We start from the raw sequence: 17,016 nt of genomic DNA, 5'->3' as shown, positions 1-17,016 counted from the left end.
AATAAGGATATTGAACCATGACCATTCAAATTGAAAAAATTCACCACGTTGCCTATCGCTGTAAAGATGCCAAAGAAACCGTCGAGTGGTACAAAAAAAACCTGAATATGGACTTTATTCTGGCTTTTGCCGAAGACTATGTGCCGTCGACCAAAGCCTTTGACCCATACATGCATTTATTCCTAGATGCCGGCAATGGCAATGTACTGGCCTTTTTTGAACTGCCGACCCAGCCAGAAATGGGCCGTGATGAAAACACCCCGAAATGGGTGCAGCATATTGCCCTGAAAGTCAAAGACCGCGCTGCACTGCTCGAAGCCAAAGCGCATCTGGAAGCTAATGGTGTCGAGGTTTTAGGCGTGACCAATCATGGCATTTTCCATTCAATTTACTTTTTTGATCCGAATGGCCATCGTCTGGAACTGGCCTACGATGATGAAGCTGCGCCAGAAAAAATCGCCCTGATTACCGAAGACATGAAGCATGAAATGCTGGAGCAATGGAGCAAAACCAAACGCGCGCCACATCATACCCATTTCCTGCATGCCTCGGAGTTAGACAACAATGCTGGCAGTGCCAAAGTCAACAGCTAAACAAGCAGGTTAAAACAGATGAATAAAGTAGTTGCAACTGCTGAGCTGGCGTTGGCCGATGTGGTGGCCGATCATCAAACGCTCGCGGTAGGTGGTTTTGGCCTCTGTGGCATTCCTGAAGCCTTAATTGAAGCGCTAAAAAATACCGGAGTGACTGGACTGACCTGTATTTCCAACAATGCTGGGGTCGATGATTTTGGTTTGGGCAAACTGCTACAGACCAAACAGATTTAAAAGATGGTCTCCTCCTATGTTGGTGAAAATAAGGAATTTGAACGCCAGTATTTAAGTGGTGAACTGGAAGTGGAACTAACCCCTCAAGGCACACTGGCAGAAAAATTACGTGCTGGCGGCGCGGGGATTCCGGCCTTTTACACGCAAACCGGGGTCGGCATGCTGATTGCCGAAGGCAAAGAAGTTCGTGAATTTGAAGGAAAATCCTATATTCTGGAACACGCCTTAACTGCCGATGTTGCATTAATTAAAGCTTACAAGGCAGATAAAGCCGGAAATTTAATATTCCGCAAAACTGCCCGTAACTTTAATCCTGAATGTGCCATGGCCGGCAAATTTACCATTGCGGAAGTCGAGCAGATTGTGGAAATCGGCGAGCTGGACCCGGACGAGATCCATCTGCCTGGAATTTATATCAACCGTGTGGTACTGAACAGCACACCCGAAAAACGGATTGAACAGATGACCTTAAAGGCGGAGGCTTAAACCATGGCATGGACGCGAAATGAAATGGCCCAGCGTGCTGCGCTTGAGCTGCAAGATGGCTTTTATGTCAATTTAGGGATTGGCCTGCCCACCCTGGTCGCCAACTACATTCCAGAACATATCAACGTTTGGCTACAGTCTGAAAATGGCCTGCTGGGCATTGGTGAGTTTCCAACTCAGGACACGGTTGACCCTGACCTGATTAATGCCGGGAAACAGACGGTAACTGCACAAGCAGGGGCATCATTTTTCTCGAGCGCAGAGTCCTTCGCCATGATTCGTGGCGGACATGTCAACATTGCCATTTTAGGTGCCATGGAAGTGTCGGAACATGGCGATTTGGCTAACTGGATGATTCCAGGTAAAAAAGTCAAAGGCATGGGCGGCGCCATGGATCTGGTGGTTGGGGTACAGAAAGTCGTGGTGCTCATGGAACACTGTGCCAAAGATGGCAGTCCAAAACTGCTTTCCGAATGTAGCCTGCCTCTGACCGGTCAAGGTGTCGTCAACCGGATTATTAGTGATCTCGGCGTGATTGATGTGACTGAACAGGGCTTAAAGCTCGTAGAACTGGCCAAAGATGTGACCCTTGCACAAATTCAGGCTGCTACAGGGGCAAAGCTGATCACAACGGGGCTAGATGCAGCTTAAATCACACAGATCAGGAGCAGCCAAATAGCTGCTTCTGTTTTTAACCCACTAATCACCTGATTTTTTAAGAGCACGCGAGTCTCTAAAATTTTGAATTAAATCTCAAAAATTATAGTTTCACATAAATAAGCCTCAAATTTTTAACTACCAAAATCGATCAAATTTCAATCAATTAAAAACATTCAAACAAGAGATTGATTTTAAATTTTATTCTTTAATTTTCAATCACTAACAAGCAAAAAACCCACACCAATTAGAACAAATACTCTATTCAGAGTGTTTTTTATACTGATTAGTTTTTTCTAGAGCATTTACTCTTATTTTAATTGTGATATTTTTGTCACATGGAGTAACAAATGGTCTCGGTTTGCACAAATCGAAATCATCCAAAATGAAAGCTTAAAGCATCAACAAAAACTGTCATAAAAGACTTTATAGCCCAAGGGAAATGTATAATGAAATTAAAAGCACTAAGCACAGCAATGATTTTAGCAACTGTACCAATGACAGGTGCTTTTGCTGCAGCTCTAGATCGTTCTGGTCAATCTATGGCTGCATTCTTACAACCGGGTAACTATTTTGAAGCAGGAATTTCTGTATTAGATCCAAGTGTTTCTGGTAAGGAAGCAGGTGAAACCCCTACTCGCCGTAATATTGGTGATATGGCTGGCGATTATTACTTCCCTAGTGCAGCCTTAAAGCTTCAACCAACAAAAAACTTCTCATTTGGTATTTTATACGATCAACCATACGGTGCTGATGCTGCTTATACTGGTAACAATGTTTTCGTTTCAGATACGACCAATACAATTCTAGCGCCTGAAGCTTTGGCTGAGATTCGTCAAAACACTATCACTTCAACATTTGAAGGATTAACTGCAGAGGAAAGAGTTGGTGCTGCCCTGGAAGCCCAAGGTGTAGACTTAACAACTGCTGCTGGACAACTTCAATACCAAGGTACTTTAGCGGCATACAACACTGTAGATGCAGTTAAGCAACAAATCGACGCTGGCGTTCTTGCTGGTGTTACAGCTCGTGTAGATGCAGGATTGGCCGATGTCAATGATTTACTGGGTGTAGGCAATACTCAAGTTGAAGTTGATACTCAAAATCTATCGTTTGTAATGGGTTATCAACCGACTGAGAACTGGAATATTTATGGTGGTGCTGTTTATCAAACTATTAAAGGTAATGTATCTTTACGTGGTCAGGCATACAGCCTATACAATGGCTATGATGCCTCCATTCCAGAAGACAGCGCTGTAGGTTGGTTAGCAGGTATTGCTTATCAAATTCCTGAAATTGCATTAAAAGCATCCCTAACGTATCGCTCAGAGATTGATCACGACGTTAATGTGCGCGAAACATTACCAACTCTTGAAGCATTAGCATTACTGCCGAATGGTGCGGCAGCAGCAGGTGCTATCGCAACTTCAGAAGGTAAAACTACAATTACCACACCACAGTCTGTAAATTTAGATTTCCAAACTGGAATCATGGCAAATACTGTGGCATTTGCAAACTTACGTTGGGTAGAGTGGTCTAAGTTCTCTATCCGTCCACATAAATTTGGTCTTGTAAGTGAGGCTGTAGGTCCTCTAGTTCAACGTCCTAATGGCTTTAATCTAGTTGAATATGAAGATGACCAAATTTCTGCAACTGTAGGTGTTGGTCGCAAATTAAATGACCAATGGGCTGGCAACGTATCTGTAGGTTGGGATTCTGGCGCAGGTAACCCTGTATCAACTCTTGGTCCTACTGAAGGTTATTGGAACGTGGGTCTAGGGGTTCAATACTCACCTGCACCAAACTACTTTATTGCAGGTGGTGTAAAATACTTCATGTTGGGTGATGCTAAAGCCCAAACAGGTGCTCAAGCAGGCAGTTCTGATTATGTTGCAGAGTTTGAAGACAACGATGCATGGGCATACGGCTTAAAAATTGGTTACCGATTCTAATCTCTTAGTTTTCAAAGGAGCCACCCTTCGGGGGGGCTTTTTTGCACTTAAAACCCACTCGTTTTTAAACAAGTGTTAATTAAATGTTTAAATTAAAAGCAATTAAACTCATATTTACCCAAACATTACCCTAAAAAATTATTTAATAAAATTCATTCACTTAAGACCTAAAAATAGTACTTTTGCTCTAATCAACTGCTATTTATAACTTATTCAGTTCATTTATTCTGCGAAGTTGAGCATTTACTCTTTTTTTATATGTGTTACTTTTCCTGCACTTTTTGTTACATAAAGCATCAGGGAACGGCCATGAAGCTCAATAAAATCTATTCAGCTATTTTACTTAGTACTCTTCCACTTACACCTGCACTTGCTGCTGGTTTAGACCGTTCTGGTCAATCTATTTCTGCTTTTTTACAGCCGGGTAATTATGCTGAAGCAGGTATTACTGTGATTGATCCTAGCGTATCTGGAAAATCTATTCCTCAACTAGGTAATGAATCTATCAGCGACATGGCAGAAGACTACTACTTTCCATCTGCTGCTATTAAAGTTCAAGCAACTGATAAAATATCTTTAGGTCTGATTTATGATCAACCTTATGGTGCCGATTCAATTTATCCAACAAATAATGTAAGTTTTTCACAAGTAAATCCTCTTAGTACTCAACGAGAAAGCACTCAAGTAGAAGTAAAAACTAATAACCTTACAGCTTTAATCGGTTATCAACCAACTGAAAACTGGAATTTTTATGCTGGACCTGTTTGGCAAACTGTAGAAGCTAAAATTGCATTACGAGGTGCAGCTTATGGAAATTCGGGCTATGATATTAAACTTGATGAAGAAGAAGCTTGGGGCTGGCTTGCTGGTTTCGCCTATCAAATCCCTGAAATTGCTTTAAAAGCAGCTATTACTTATCGTTCAGAAATCGATCATGAGGCAAATTCAACAGAGAGCTTTGGATTTGGAACTATTGCATCGCCTCTTTCACCAGATGTTACAGCTACAACACCTCAATCTGTAAATTTAGATCTTCAAACAGGTATTGCAGCAAATACTTTAGCCTTTGCTAACGTACGCTGGGTAAATTGGAGCCAATTTGCAGTAACACCTAATTTATTAAAATTACGCTCAGGTAGTAATTTGATTGACTACTCAGATGATCAATGGTCTGCAAATGTTGGTGTTGGCCGTAAATTTAGCGACAAATGGTCTGGCTCTGCTTTAGTAAGTTATGACTCAGGTGCAGGTAATCCTGTAACAACACTAGGACCAACCGAAGGTTACTGGGGTGTAGGTTTAGGTGGACAATATAGCCCAGCCGAAAATTACTTTATTCAAGCAGGTGTTCGCTATATGTGGTTAGGTGACGCTGAGGCTAAAGCAGGCCCTAATGTTGTAGGAGAGTTCACCGATAACACTGCAATCGCATATGGCATGAAAATCGGTTACCGCTTCTGATTTTTTGATAGATTCAATAAAAAAGGCGCTTATAGCGCCTTTTTATTTACTTAAATTCTTTAAGCAGGGATATCACGCACTGAAGCTTTACGGATCGCTTCTTTTAGCGCTTCATAGCCATGAATGGCCGGGAACTGTGGAAATTCTGCAATCACATTTTCAGGTGCATCAAACAGGAAACCGGCATCGGCTTCGCCAAGCATGGTGGTGTCATTATAAGAATCGCCTGCGGCAATCACACGGAAATTCAAACCATGTAATGCTTTTACGGCCTGACGCTTCTGGTCAGGTTGACGCAGCTTGTACGCGGTGATCATGCCATTTTCATCAGTTTCCAGTTTATGGCAGAAAATAGTTGGCCAGCCCAGTTGCTTCATTAACGGATGTGCAAACTCATAGAAGGTATCAGATAAAATAATCAGCTGGAAATGGGTACGTAGCCATTCCACAAATTCTTTAGCACCCGGAAATGGGCCCATATCGGCAATCACTTCCTGAATATCATTTAAACCTAAACCATGCTGTTTTAAGATATTCAAACGCTGTGTCATTAATACATCATAGTCAGGAATATCACGGGTTGTCGCTTCTAGCTCTTTAATCCCAGTTTTTTTTGCAAAGTTAATCCAAATTTCTGGAACCAACACACCTTCAAGATCAAGACATACAACTTCCATGAATGCTCCCCATATCTGTCATTGAAAAAAATTTGCTCTATCATAGACCAAGATCGTGCTTTTGACTTGTTCTTTTTTAAATCTATTTTTTTCATAAGCATTGATTTTTTAGTGATAAGTCGGTTTTGGCATTTCTATTAAAATACAGCCAAAATAAATTAATATAGGTTTTGCCATCTCCAAGCCTATAGCCAGGAATATTATGACTACCATTCCCACTATTGATCTCGTTGACGCGCTTGCCGCCGAGTATGCAGATAAATCTCCAAGTGAAATTCTAAAACTGGCACTCAACCAGCCAGGTGAAATTGCGATTTCCTTTTCAGGCGCTGAAGATGTGGTACTGATTGATATGGCAGCCAACTTAGGCCTGCCATTTCGTGTCTTTAGCCTGGATACCGGCCGTTTGCATGGTGAAACCTATCAATTTATTGAAACCGTTCGCAAGCACTATAATATTCCAATTGAAATCTGTTTCCCGGAAACTGAAGCCATTCAGCAATTGGTTAATGAAAAAGGCCTGTTCAGTTTCTACGCCGACGGTCATCAGGAATGCTGTGGCATCCGTAAGGTTCAGCCGCTGCGTAAAAAGCTGGCCACGCTAGATGGCTGGATTACCGGTCAGCGTAAAGACCAGAGTCCGGGCACGCGCAATGAAATTCCAGTGGTTCAGGCTGACCCAGGTTTTTCTGGTCCTGGCAAACAGCTCATCAAGTACAATCCCTTGGCCAACTGGTCCAGCAGTGATGTCTGGAATTACATCCGTTTAATGGAAATTCCATATAATCCATTACATGAAAAAGGTTTTATTTCGATTGGCTGTGAACCATGTACTCGTGCGGTGTTACCAAACCAGCATGAACGCGAAGGCCGCTGGTGGTGGGAAGATGCAACCCATAAAGAATGTGGACTTCACGCCGGAAATCTGAAAAAATAAATACGCTAGACCACTGCCCAGCAGTGGTTTATTTTTTTACGCAACAGAATAAACAAAGTTCCGCGTTTATATGATAAACACTATATACTAAGTCAGTTCACCTATAATTCTAAAAAGCCGTTCCAATGAGGGTCGGTCATATTGCAGTGAGGCAATTAACGCTATGCGTCCATTACATCCGATTGATTTTATCTTTCTGTCTTTAGAAAAACGCCAGCAACCGATGCATGTTGGGGGGTTATTCCTATTTCAGATTCCAGAGAATGCACCTGAAACCTTTATTCAAGATCTGGTCGAAGACATCCGTAATTCTCAATCGATGCCGATTCCACCATTTAATAATAAATTAAATGGACTATTCTGGGATGAAGATCCTGAATTTGATCTGGACCACCATTTCCGTCATATCGCCCTGCCTCATCCGGGACGAATCCGTGAATTACTGACCTATATTTCTCAAGAACACAGCGCGCTGATTGACCGCGCCAAACCGCTGTGGACCTGTCATATTATTGAAGGCATTGAGGGCAACCGCTTTGCCATGTACTTCAAAATCCATCATGCTATGGTTGATGGCATTGCCGGCATGCGCTTACTGGAAAAATCGCTCTCACACGATCCAGATGCCAAAAGTATTGTACCGCCTTGGTGTGTAGAAGGCCGCCGCGCCAAACGCCTGAAAGAGCCAAAAGCCAGCCGCTTTAAAAATATTGCAGCAGGCCTGAAAAGCCAGCTGGAAGCCACACCGCGAGTCATGTACGAGTTATCACAAACCGTAATGAAAGATATGGGCCGTAATCCGGATTATGTATCCAGCTTCCAGGCGCCAAGTTCAATTCTGAATCAGCGCGTCAGTTCTTCACGCCGCTTTGCTGCACAGTCCTATGAGTTTGCCCGTCTGCATAAAATTGCCAAGGCCCTAGGCGTGACGATTAATGACATTGTGCTGGCCATCTGTTCAGGTGCCTTACGTGAATATTTACTCAGCCAGAATGCCCTGCCAAGAAAACCACTAATTGCCATGGTGCCCGCCTCAGTCCGTAGCGATGATTCCGATGTATCCAACCGGATTACCATGATTCTGGCCAATCTGGCGACGCATAAGGACAATCCGCTGGAACGTCTCAGCATTATTCGCCGCAGCGTACTAAATGCCAAAGAACGCTTTAAACGCATGAATGCCAACCAGATTCTCAACTATAGCGCCTTTGTTTATAGCGCCGCCGGCCTAAACATTGTGTCTGGTTTAATGCCAAAACGTCAGGCCTTTAACCTGGTCATTTCCAATGTACCGGGACCGCGTGAAGCGCTGTACTGGAATGGTGCCAAACTCGAAGCACTGTATCCGGCTTCAATTGTGCTGGATGGTCAAGCGCTGAATATCACCATGACTAGTTATCAGGACAAGCTGGAAGTCGGTTTAACGGCCTGTCGCAATGCCCTGCCAAAAATGCAGAACCTGTTACAGCATCTGGAAGATGAAATTCAGCGTTTTGAACGGATTATTGAAACGGTAGATGTGACCTTGGACGAGGTGGAACAAAAAGTCAGTTGAAAGACTCGGCCCAGGCCGGAAGAATATCGAGATTCAGACGAAAAGTATGAATCTCGTTTTTAAAATTGTAATGATAAGAGAAAAAATTAAGGGGCTTTCAAAAGGCCCCTTAACTTTTAATGGTTCGACATTGTTTTAATAATTGCTGACAGACGGTGCGAATCATGGCGGTAGTAATTTGTACTTCTTTACCTTGCTCATCTACGATATACGCCGCACTGTGTACAGTTTTTGGTTCTAAAACTTTAAGACTTTTATTAATCACGACTTCGCTCATACCCATGATAGACCTCATTTTGCTGAAACCGTAAGGGAGATTACGGCTTTGGCTCTGGTGTATGCTTAGTATTGTGAATCTACCTAAAAAAGTAAAATTTCAGATGTAACAACTGTTTAACGATATCCTGTTACAATTTCAGCTTAAAATGATATCGTATTGCTCTTGCGTGTATAAATTTTCAACCTGGAATTTTATGACACGATTCACGAAATGCTCCAGATCCGCGACGGCTGGTGCTTCTGCGGTTAACAGCCGGTCAATCACCGATGGATGGGCAACGACAGTAAAGCCACGCTGAGATTCAAAGGCACGTGCATAGCGCATAATTTCTCGAAAAATCTCGTAACACACTGACTCGGCTGTTTTCACATAACCGCGGCCCTGACAGGTTGGACAAGACTCACACAGCAAATGTTCCAGAGATTCACGGGTACGCTTACGGGTCATTTCCACCAGACCCAGTTCAGACACCTGGGTAATTTTGGTTTTAGCATGATCGCGTTCCAGCATTTTCTCGAACTGGCACATCACTTCTTCACGATGCTGCGCTTCCTGCATGTCAATAAAATCAATGATGATAATCCCGCCCAGATTACGCAGTCGCAACTGACGTGCAATCACCTGTGTGGCTTCCATATTGGTTTTAAAGACCGTGTCTTCCAGACTACGCCCGCCGACATAAGAACCGGTATTGATATCAATGGTGGTCATGGCTTCGGTCTGATCAATCATCAGATAGCCACCCGATTTCAGCGCCACGCGGGTTTGAAGTGCCTTCTGGATATCTTCTTCGACATTGTATAAATCAAACAGCGGTCGCTCACCCGGATAATGCAACAAGCGGTTTTGCATATTCGGCACAAACTCATCGACAAAGTCTTTTAGCTTGGCATAGATTTCACGTGAATCGACATAGATTTTGGCGGTTTCTTCATTGGCCAGATCGCGAATCACACGCTGCGGTAAAGGTAGCTCTTCAAAAATTAAAGACGGCACCGCAATAATTTTCTGTTTACGCTGAATATGCTCCCACAGCTTGGCCAAATAGGCCATATCCTGGGCAATGGCGGCTTCTTCCACCCCTTCTGCAGCGGTACGAACAATCACCGAGCCCGGCAGTTTATGCTGTTTCTGAATGCGTTCAATCATCGAGCGTAAACGGTCACGCTCTTCATCCGATTCAATCCGCTGTGATACCCCAATATGGCTGCCAAACGGCATCAAAACCAGATAACGCGAAGGAATTGACAGATCGGTCGACAGACGCGCACCTTTGGTACCGAGCATGTCTTTCATGACCTGCACAGTAAGGATTTGTCCCGGCTGTAACAGCTCGAAAACATTCGGCGTTGGCTGGCTGCGTGGCCAGACCATGTCATTGATATGTAAAAAAGCGGTACGTGACAGCCCAATATCGACAAAGGCGGCCTGCATACCTGGCAGCACCCGTACCACTTTACCTTTATAAATATTTCCTACTAAACCACGTTTGGCGGTACGTTCAACAAATAATTCATTGACCGTGCCGTTTTGAATTAACGCGACACGACATTCCATAGGCGTGACGTTAATCAACAACTCGTCAGACATAATACAACTCAAAGCCTTATAAAAATTCTTGTAGCAGCAGTTAATTTAGTGCCTTAACTGTCTGTAATAACTGTACGGTTTCATGCAGCGGCAATCCCACCACGTTGCTATAACTGCCTTCAATACGCGGGATATAACGTGCTGCAATGCCCTGTATGGCATAGGCTCCCGCCTTACCCAGCGGCTCTCCACTGGCCCAATAACACTCCATGTCACTCAGACTCAGCGCTTGAAATTCAACCTGGGTACGTACCACTATACTGTATTTTTCTGCTTTTGTGCGTACGCAAACACCTGAAAATACATCATGTTTTCGACCGGAAATCTGCTGCCACATGGCAAAGGCATGCGCTTTGGATTCTGGTTTTCCTAAAATCTGCCCATCAACACCCAAACTGGTATCGGCGGCAATCACAATCGCATCAGGGAAACGTGCCAACACGGCATCGGCTTTGGCACAGGCCAGCCGCTCAACATACTGCTCGACTGGCTCATCTGGCAAGATAGACTCGTCGATGTCCGGGCTGTAAATCTCGAATTGCAGCCCCAACTGTTCAAGCAGCTCACGGCGTCTAGGTGAGCTGGAGGCCAGAATTATACGCTGCGCCATTTTCGTAGCAGATAATACAGCACCGGCCAGACCAGAATGCTGGACAGCACCGGTTGCCAGTGACGGGCAAATGGAAATTCAATACCAGCCATAACCTGTAACAGCCAGATCAGCGCCAGATGGACCACAATGGCAATACTGGCAATCACCCATAAATTGGCAAAAGTCATCACCCGGCGTTCACGGGTCAAGAATCGCGCCACAAAAGTAATTAATACAAAACTTAAGGCATTCATGCCCAGCGGTGCATCCAGCAGCAAATCTGCAAACAGGCCGGTGCCAAAGGCAAACCAGACGCCGCACCAGGTCGGCTGGCTCATGACCCAGAACAGCATCACCATCATCATAAATACCGGACGCCAGCCCGATAAGCCATAAGACAAAGGATAAACCAGCAGCACCGAGGCAATAATGACCGAAAAAATAATCGGGAATAAAGGATCTTTGGGTTTGCGCTGGCCCATTTTAGCGATTGGCATGTGGCTGCTCCCGTGATAAGGATTCAGAGAATAACACCACCACATGATGTCCACCGGCCAGCTGTGCAGCAGGAATCACATCAATTTGCGCAAACTCGCCCGAGTTATGCCGGCTGACCTTGGAAATAGTTCCGACCAGATAACCTGCCGGGAAATGTTCACCGAGTCCGGAGCTATAGACTTTTTCACCGACTTTGATATTGGCGCTGGTCGGCACATATTCCATTTTTAAACGACCTAAGTCACCCGTACCCGAAACAATCGCGCGCATACCGGTATGTTCCAGACGTACCGACAGCGAATGTTCTTTATCAGACAGCAGCATCACCCGGCTACTGTGCGGATAGACATCAACAATCTGGCCCATAATACCACGATCATCCAGCACGGTTTGCCCGACTTTGAGCTGACGGTTGGCGCCGCGGTTAATCACAATAATATGTCGTAGCGGATCGGCATCGGTCCCAATCACTTCGGCAATTTCCATGCGTCCGTCAATGATCAGTGGCGTATCGAGCAGGCCACGTAAACGGGTATTTTCGGCAGACAGTTCGGAGAGTTTTTGCAGGCGTACCTGTGCCTGAAGCAGCTCGGCCTGCATCGCGGTATTTTCACGACGCAGCTGGGCTTCAGATTTACTTTGTTGACTTAGCCATTCTCGCGACAACACCGGATAACTTGCCAGCGCATAAATCGGATTATATGCCGCGTACAAGAGATCCCTTGCCGGTTGAATTACATGCGGCATGCGCCAGTTAAAAAACAGCACCACCAGGCATGTAATGACCGCAATAATAAAGGAGCGAAAAGATGGCGGTTGTCTGGAAAACAGATGTGATTGCACCGCCGGGTCCTTTTGATTAGCCTACAAATAACATGTCATGGTTTGGATTATCAAAGAATTCCAGCACCTTGCCACCACCACGGGTAACACAGGTTAAAGGCTCTTCAGCCACGACCACTGGCAAGCCGGTTTCTTTGGCCAACAGCTTGTCCAGATTACGCAGCAAGGCACCACCACCGGTCAGGACAATACCGCGCTCGGCGATATCGGAAGACAATTCTGGTGGTGTTTGTTCCAGCGCCGATTTTACTGCCGACACAATATTTTGTAGCGGATCAGAAATCGCCTGGGTAATTTCATCAGAAGTCACGGTAATGGCACGAGGTACCCCTTCGGCCAGGTTACGGCCACGCACTTCAATTTCCAGTGGTTTCGCACCCTCTTCAGGAACTGCCATGCCCACTTCTTTCTTGATGGTTTCTGCTGTGGTTTCACCAATCACACAGCCATGCGCTTTACGGACATAGTTGATGATCTGCTCATCAAACACATCACCACCAATACGCAGTGAATCTGCATAGACACAACCTTGTAGCGAAATAATCGCAATTTCAGTTGTACCACCGCCCACATCGACCACCATCGAACCACACGCCTGCTCAACCGGCATACCGGCACCAATTGCTGCAGCCATCGGCTCTTCAATTAAACGGACATCACGCGCACCGGCATTAAACACTGCCTCACGAATGGCGCGACGTTCAACCAGCGTCGATTTGCATGGCACACACACCACCACGCGCGGTGCAGGCGGAAACAGGCGCTTTTCATGCACTTTACTGATGAACTGGTTCAGCATGGTTTCAGTCACTTCAAAGTCGGCAATGACGCCGTCTTTCATTGGACGAATGGCAGAAATATTGGCAGGTGTACGACCCAGCATCTGTTTAGCATCCAGACCGACTGCGGCAACGATTTTCTGTGAACCGCTGTGACGAATTGCCACAACCGTCGGTTCATTTAATATAATGCCTCGTCCTGGCGCATAAATAAGTGTATTTGCTGTACCTAAATCAATGGCTAGATCTGGTGAAAACAAGCCAATTAGTCGTTTTAGAATCACGGAGTCGTTCTCGATTAAACTTTATGTGGACGCAAGTTGGCAACTTTAACTAAATGTGATGCTTTGGACAAGTCAATCGCTTATTATAACGCACGATATTTTGAAAATTTTTAATACTGATTAGGTGATGTTATGTCTACATCGGATGCACAGCATTCTGCAGATTTAAATGCACAAACAGTTTCAGCAATCGCCAATCTTGCTCGGTTGTCGCTCAATGATACGCAATCTGCTGAATATGCTCAAAGTCTAAATAAAATTTTAGGCATGATGGAAACCTTAAAAGGCATCAATACCGATGGCGTTGAGCCACTCAAAAGCCCATTTGACCACCCTCAACCGCTACGTGAAGATGTGGTGTCTGAAGATAACCATCGTGAGGAATATCAGGCCGTTGCACCTGCCGTGCAGGACGGTTTGTATCTGGTACCACGCGTAATTGAATAATTTTTCAGCGCTCATCTTTTTGTTGAATTCAGGTAAAGAATATTTCTCATGACAGATTTACATCGCTTATCCATTCGTGAACTGACTGAGGGTTTAGCCAATGCAAAATTCTCTGCTCGCGAATTGACCGAACATTATTTAAAACGCATCGAAAAAATTGATGCCCAGGTCAATGCCTATGTCACCGTAACTGCGGAACAGGCGCTGGCCCAAGCCGATGCTGCCGATGCGTTGCGTCAAGCTGGCGGCGCTGGTGTGCTGACCGGTGTGCCTATTGCGCATAAAGATATTTTCTGTACCCAAGGCATTAAAACCACCGCTGGTTCTAAAATGCTGGATAACTTTATCTCGCCTTACGATGCTACGGTGGTTGCCAAAGGTAAAACTGCTGGCTTAGTCACTTTAGGTAAAGTGAACATGGACGAATTCGCAATGGGTTCGACCTCGGAAAGCTCATACTTTGGCGCAACCAAAAACCCGTGGGCACTGGATCGTGTACCGGGTGGTTCTTCAGGTGGTTCGGCTGCGGTGGTCGCGGCTGATCTGGCGCCATTTGCAACCGGTACCGATACCGGTGGTTCGATTCGTCAGCCAGCTTCTTTCTGTGGCTTGACCGGTCTGAAACCAACCTATGGCCGTGTTTCACGTTTCGGTATGATCGCATACGCATCATCTTTAGACCAAGGCGGTCCTATGGCGCGTTCTGCGGAAGACTGTGCGTATCTGATGAACGTGATGGCGGGTCATGATGCCAAAGATTCAACGTCGGTCGAGAAAGATGTCGATGATTACGTGGCGAACCTGAATGGTACATCGTTAAAAGGTTTACGTATTGGTATTCCAAAACAGTACTTTAACGTTGCCGGTCTGGCCGCAGATGTAAAAGCACGCGTTGAAGAATCGCTGAAAAAATTAGCAGAGATGGGTGCCATTCTGGTTGAGGTTGATCTCAACATGACTGAAGCCTATGTACCAACTTATTACCTGATTGCGCCAGCGGAAGCATCTTCTAACCTGTCACGTTATGACGGCGTACGTTATGGCTATCGCTGTGAAGATCCAAAAGATATTCTGGACCTGTACAAACGTTCTCGTTCAGAAGGTTTCGGTGCTGAAGTTCAGCGCCGTATCCTGATTGGTACCTATGCCCTGTCTGCCGGTTATTACGATGCCTACTATGTAAAAGCGCAGAAAGTCCGTCGTTTAATTCAGCAAGACTTCCTGAAAGCCTTTGAACAGGTGGATGTGATTGCTGCGCCATCTGCACCGACTACTGCCTATAAAGTGGGTGCTGACCTGACTCCGGTAGAAATGTATCTGGGTGATATTTACACCCTTGCGGTGAACCTGGCCGGTCTGCCTGCCATTAATGCCCCTGTTGGTTTTGACCAGAACAACCTGCCAGTTGGCTTACAGCTGATTGGTAATTACTGGTCAGAATCTCAATTGTTGTCTGTGGTGCACCAGTACCAACAAGCCACCAATTGGCATACACAACGTGCGGCAATTGCTGAGGAGAACGCATAATGGCGAAGAATAACGCGAAACCAAAATCTAACCTGATTGATGGCTGGGAAGTTGTCATTGGGATCGAGATTCACACCCAGCTTGCGACCAACTCTAAAATCTTCTCCGGTTCATCAACCGAGTTTGGTAATGATCCAAATACTCAGGCCAGCCTTGTAGATTTAGCCATGCCAGGTGTACTGCCTGTACTCAACAAAGAAGTGGTTGATCTGGCGATTCGCTTTGGTTTGGGGATTGATGCCTACATCGACCAAGCGTCTGTATTTGCACGTAAAAACTACTTCTACCCGGATTCGCCTAAAGGCTATCAGATCAGTCAGATGGACAACCCGATTGTGGGCTTGGGTCATATCGACATCCAGCTTGAAGATGGTACAGTTAAACGTATTGGCGTAACTCGTGCGCATCTTGAGGAAGATGCGGGTAAATCAATCCATGACCAATTTGAAGGCATGTCTGGCATCGACTTAAACCGTGCGGGTACACCCCTTTTAGAAATTGTATCTGAACCAGATATGCGCTCAGTTGAAGAAGCGGTTGCTTATATTAAAGCGATTCACACACTGGTGCGTTGGTTGGGTATTTCTGACGGTAACATGGCCGAAGGTTCATTCCGTGCTGACTGTAACGTGTCGCTACGTCGTCCGGGTCAGCCATTCGGTACACGTTGTGAGCTTAAAAACTTGAACTCATTCCGTTTCATTGAACAGGCGATTAATGTTGAAATTGAACGTCAAATGGAAATTTTGGAATGGGATGGCACCATCGACCAGGAAACTCGTTTGTTCGACCCTGTGAAGATGGAAACGCGTTCAATGCGTTCGAAGGAAGAAGCCAACGACTACCGTTACTTCCCTGATCCAGACTTGTTGCCTGTGATTATTCCTGATGCGCAAATTGAAGCCATTAAAGCGACTATGCCTGAGCTTCCTGCTGCACGCCGTGCGCGTTTCGTAGCAGACTTTGGTGTAACTGAGTACGATGCTCACGTGCTTACATTAACTCGTGAAATGTCAGAATTTTACGAAGCTGTAGTTGCTGCGGCTGGTGGTGCGGCACAAGGTAAGATTGCTGCAAACTGGGTAATGGGCGAATTCTCAGGTGCTTTAAATAAAGCAGGCTTAGATTTGGCTGATTCTCCTGTATCTGCGGAAAAACTTGGCGGTATGATCGCGCGTATTGTGGACAACACGATTAACGGTAAGATCGCGAAGCAAGTATTCGGCTTTATGTGGGAAGAAGGCAAATCTGCGGACGAGATTATTGCTGAAAAAGGCTTAAAGCAGGAAACTGATACAGGTGCGATTGAAGCAATCATTAAAGACGTGCTTGCTGCGAACGAGAAGATGGTTGAAGAGTATAAATCTGGTAAAGAGAAAGCCTTTAACGGTCTTGTGGGTCAAGTGATGAAAGCTGCAAAAGGCAAAGCTAACCCTGCGCAAGTCAATGAATTAATGAAGAAATTGATCGGTTAAGCTGATCTAGTTTCAAAAGAAAACCCGCGAAAGCGGGTTTTTTATTAATCGGTTAAAGATGAAATCAGTGATTCATTCCCATCTATAAAACCATCTAAACCTGTAAAATCGTATGTTGGATCATTTTCTAATATTTTTTCAATAATTAA

At 45.1% G+C, this 17,016-nt stretch carries 16 protein-coding genes and 1 pseudogene; 10 read left to right on the top strand and 7 right to left on the bottom strand.

The features are described 5' to 3' along the window. The first annotated feature begins 17 nt into the window (after positions 1-17). The 5 genes and pseudogenes from FTU69_RS00365 to FTU69_RS00345 all read left to right on the top strand — a co-directional run bounded on the left by FTU69_RS00365 (position 18) and on the right by FTU69_RS00345 (position 5,383). The gene (locus tag FTU69_RS00365; RefSeq protein ID WP_104487515.1) at positions 18-593 is read left to right on the top strand and encodes a VOC family protein; all 576 of its coding nucleotides are present in this window, start codon (positions 18-20) and stop codon (positions 591-593) included. Positions 594-611: 18 nt separating this feature from the next. Then, positions 612-1,313 (top strand): annotated as a pseudogene (locus FTU69_RS00360) (CoA transferase subunit A). A gap of 3 nt (positions 1,314-1,316) precedes the next feature. Beyond that, the gene (locus tag FTU69_RS00355) at positions 1,317-1,964 is read left to right on the top strand and encodes a 3-oxoacid CoA-transferase subunit B (protein ID WP_163141373.1); all 648 of its coding nucleotides are present in this window, start codon (positions 1,317-1,319) and stop codon (positions 1,962-1,964) included. Between the two features lie 455 nt (positions 1,965-2,419). Continuing rightward, positions 2,420-3,922, top strand: coding sequence for an outer membrane protein transport protein (locus tag FTU69_RS00350; RefSeq protein ID WP_180054229.1), 1,503 nt, complete (start codon positions 2,420-2,422; stop codon positions 3,920-3,922). A 309-nt stretch (positions 3,923-4,231) separates the two neighbouring features. Continuing rightward, positions 4,232-5,383, top strand: a complete 1,152-nt coding sequence (locus FTU69_RS00345) for an OmpP1/FadL family transporter (protein ID WP_087662246.1) — start codon at positions 4,232-4,234, stop codon at positions 5,381-5,383. Positions 5,384-5,442: 59 nt separating this feature from the next. On the opposite strand, the gene thrH is transcribed toward FTU69_RS00345, so the two are convergent. Continuing rightward, positions 5,443-6,060 (bottom strand): bifunctional phosphoserine phosphatase/homoserine phosphotransferase ThrH, encoded by a 618-nt coding sequence (gene thrH, locus FTU69_RS00340; protein ID WP_075168141.1) that lies wholly within the window; start codon positions 6,058-6,060, stop codon positions 5,443-5,445. 202 nt (positions 6,061-6,262) lie between these two features. Between thrH and FTU69_RS00335 the strand changes: the two genes are divergently transcribed. Both FTU69_RS00335 and FTU69_RS00330 read left to right on the top strand, forming a co-directional pair. Continuing rightward, positions 6,263-6,997, top strand: a complete 735-nt coding sequence (locus FTU69_RS00335) for a phosphoadenylyl-sulfate reductase (RefSeq protein WP_045796276.1) — start codon at positions 6,263-6,265, stop codon at positions 6,995-6,997. Positions 6,998-7,160: 163 nt separating this feature from the next. Continuing rightward, on the top strand, positions 7,161-8,552 hold the full coding sequence (locus FTU69_RS00330) for a wax ester/triacylglycerol synthase family O-acyltransferase (RefSeq protein ID WP_005179696.1): 1,392 nt from the start codon (positions 7,161-7,163) through the stop codon (positions 8,550-8,552). A gap of 109 nt (positions 8,553-8,661) precedes the next feature. Here FTU69_RS00330 and FTU69_RS00325 read toward each other — a convergent pair whose 3' ends face one another. The 6 genes from FTU69_RS00325 to FTU69_RS00300 all read right to left on the bottom strand — a co-directional run bounded on the left by FTU69_RS00325 (position 8,662) and on the right by FTU69_RS00300 (position 13,418). Further along, positions 8,662-8,835, bottom strand: a complete 174-nt coding sequence (locus FTU69_RS00325) for a PA1571 family protein (protein ID WP_005179698.1) — start codon at positions 8,833-8,835, stop codon at positions 8,662-8,664. Positions 8,836-8,967: 132 nt separating this feature from the next. Further along, positions 8,968-10,422: a ribonuclease G gene (gene rng, locus FTU69_RS00320; protein ID WP_005179701.1), complete on the bottom strand. Its 1,455-nt coding sequence runs from the start codon at positions 10,420-10,422 to the stop codon at positions 8,968-8,970. Between the two features lie 40 nt (positions 10,423-10,462). Further along, complete coding sequence (locus FTU69_RS00315; protein ID WP_016659381.1) at positions 10,463-11,032, bottom strand: Maf family nucleotide pyrophosphatase; 570 nt, start codon at positions 11,030-11,032, stop codon at positions 10,463-10,465. Then, on the bottom strand, positions 11,017-11,511 hold the full coding sequence (mreD, locus tag FTU69_RS00310; RefSeq protein ID WP_016659382.1) for a rod shape-determining protein MreD: 495 nt from the start codon (positions 11,509-11,511) through the stop codon (positions 11,017-11,019). Before mreD ends, FTU69_RS00315 begins: the two co-directional genes overlap by 16 nt. Continuing rightward, positions 11,498-12,355: a rod shape-determining protein MreC gene (gene mreC, locus FTU69_RS00305; protein ID WP_005179707.1), complete on the bottom strand. Its 858-nt coding sequence runs from the start codon at positions 12,353-12,355 to the stop codon at positions 11,498-11,500. The genes mreD and mreC overlap by 14 nt, the downstream gene beginning before the upstream one ends. Before the next feature lie 16 nt (positions 12,356-12,371). Then, complete coding sequence (locus FTU69_RS00300) at positions 12,372-13,418, bottom strand: rod shape-determining protein (RefSeq protein WP_005179708.1); 1,047 nt, start codon at positions 13,416-13,418, stop codon at positions 12,372-12,374. A 132-nt stretch (positions 13,419-13,550) separates the two neighbouring features. On the opposite strand from FTU69_RS00300, the gene gatC reads away from it, so the two are divergent. Genes gatC through gatB form a run of 3 tightly spaced genes read left to right on the top strand, consistent with a single transcriptional unit; the run spans position 13,551 to position 16,867 of the window. After that, entirely contained in the window at positions 13,551-13,865 is a 315-nt protein-coding gene (gene gatC / locus FTU69_RS00295; protein ID WP_045796270.1) for an Asp-tRNA(Asn)/Glu-tRNA(Gln) amidotransferase subunit GatC, read from the top strand. Between the two features lie 48 nt (positions 13,866-13,913). After that, the gene (gene gatA, locus FTU69_RS00290; RefSeq protein ID WP_104470939.1) at positions 13,914-15,392 is read left to right on the top strand and encodes an Asp-tRNA(Asn)/Glu-tRNA(Gln) amidotransferase subunit GatA; all 1,479 of its coding nucleotides are present in this window, start codon (positions 13,914-13,916) and stop codon (positions 15,390-15,392) included. Then, a complete protein-coding gene (gene gatB, locus FTU69_RS00285; protein ID WP_180103309.1) occupies positions 15,392-16,867 on the top strand; it encodes an Asp-tRNA(Asn)/Glu-tRNA(Gln) amidotransferase subunit GatB in 1,476 nt (491 codons plus the stop codon). Before gatA ends, gatB begins: the two co-directional genes overlap by 1 nt. Positions 16,868-17,016: the final 149 nt, after the last annotated feature.

Source organism: Acinetobacter sp. YH12134 (assembly GCF_013418555.1).
In the GTDB taxonomy this organism is placed as follows: Bacteria; Pseudomonadota; Gammaproteobacteria; order Pseudomonadales; family Moraxellaceae; genus Acinetobacter; species Acinetobacter indicus.
This window is presented reverse-complemented; position numbering and strand designations above follow the sequence as displayed.

What these genes read in the sequence shown, in the direction of transcription:
- FTU69_RS00365 (WP_104487515.1), top strand. Translation starts at nt 18, where the DNA reads ATGACCATTCAAATTGAAAAAATTCACCACGTTGCCTATCGCTGTAAA.
- FTU69_RS00355 (WP_163141373.1), top strand. Translation starts at nt 1,317, where the DNA reads ATGGCATGGACGCGAAATGAAATGGCCCAGCGTGCTGCGCTTGAGCTG.
- FTU69_RS00350 (WP_180054229.1), top strand. Translation starts at nt 2,420, where the DNA reads ATGAAATTAAAAGCACTAAGCACAGCAATGATTTTAGCAACTGTACCA.
- FTU69_RS00345 (WP_087662246.1), top strand. Translation starts at nt 4,232, where the DNA reads ATGAAGCTCAATAAAATCTATTCAGCTATTTTACTTAGTACTCTTCCA.
- thrH (WP_075168141.1), bottom strand. Translation starts at nt 6,060, where the DNA reads ATGGAAGTTGTATGTCTTGATCTTGAAGGTGTGTTGGTTCCAGAAATT.
- FTU69_RS00335 (WP_045796276.1), top strand. Translation starts at nt 6,263, where the DNA reads ATGACTACCATTCCCACTATTGATCTCGTTGACGCGCTTGCCGCCGAG.
- FTU69_RS00330 (WP_005179696.1), top strand. Translation starts at nt 7,161, where the DNA reads ATGCGTCCATTACATCCGATTGATTTTATCTTTCTGTCTTTAGAAAAA.
- FTU69_RS00325 (WP_005179698.1), bottom strand. Translation starts at nt 8,835, where the DNA reads ATGGGTATGAGCGAAGTCGTGATTAATAAAAGTCTTAAAGTTTTAGAA.
- rng (WP_005179701.1), bottom strand. Translation starts at nt 10,422, where the DNA reads ATGTCTGACGAGTTGTTGATTAACGTCACGCCTATGGAATGTCGTGTC.
- FTU69_RS00315 (WP_016659381.1), bottom strand. Translation starts at nt 11,032, where the DNA reads ATGGCGCAGCGTATAATTCTGGCCTCCAGCTCACCTAGACGCCGTGAG.
- mreD (WP_016659382.1), bottom strand. Translation starts at nt 11,511, where the DNA reads ATGCCAATCGCTAAAATGGGCCAGCGCAAACCCAAAGATCCTTTATTC.
- gatC (WP_045796270.1), top strand. Translation starts at nt 13,551, where the DNA reads ATGTCTACATCGGATGCACAGCATTCTGCAGATTTAAATGCACAAACA.
- gatA (WP_104470939.1), top strand. Translation starts at nt 13,914, where the DNA reads ATGACAGATTTACATCGCTTATCCATTCGTGAACTGACTGAGGGTTTA.
- gatB (WP_180103309.1), top strand. Translation starts at nt 15,392, where the DNA reads ATGGCGAAGAATAACGCGAAACCAAAATCTAACCTGATTGATGGCTGG.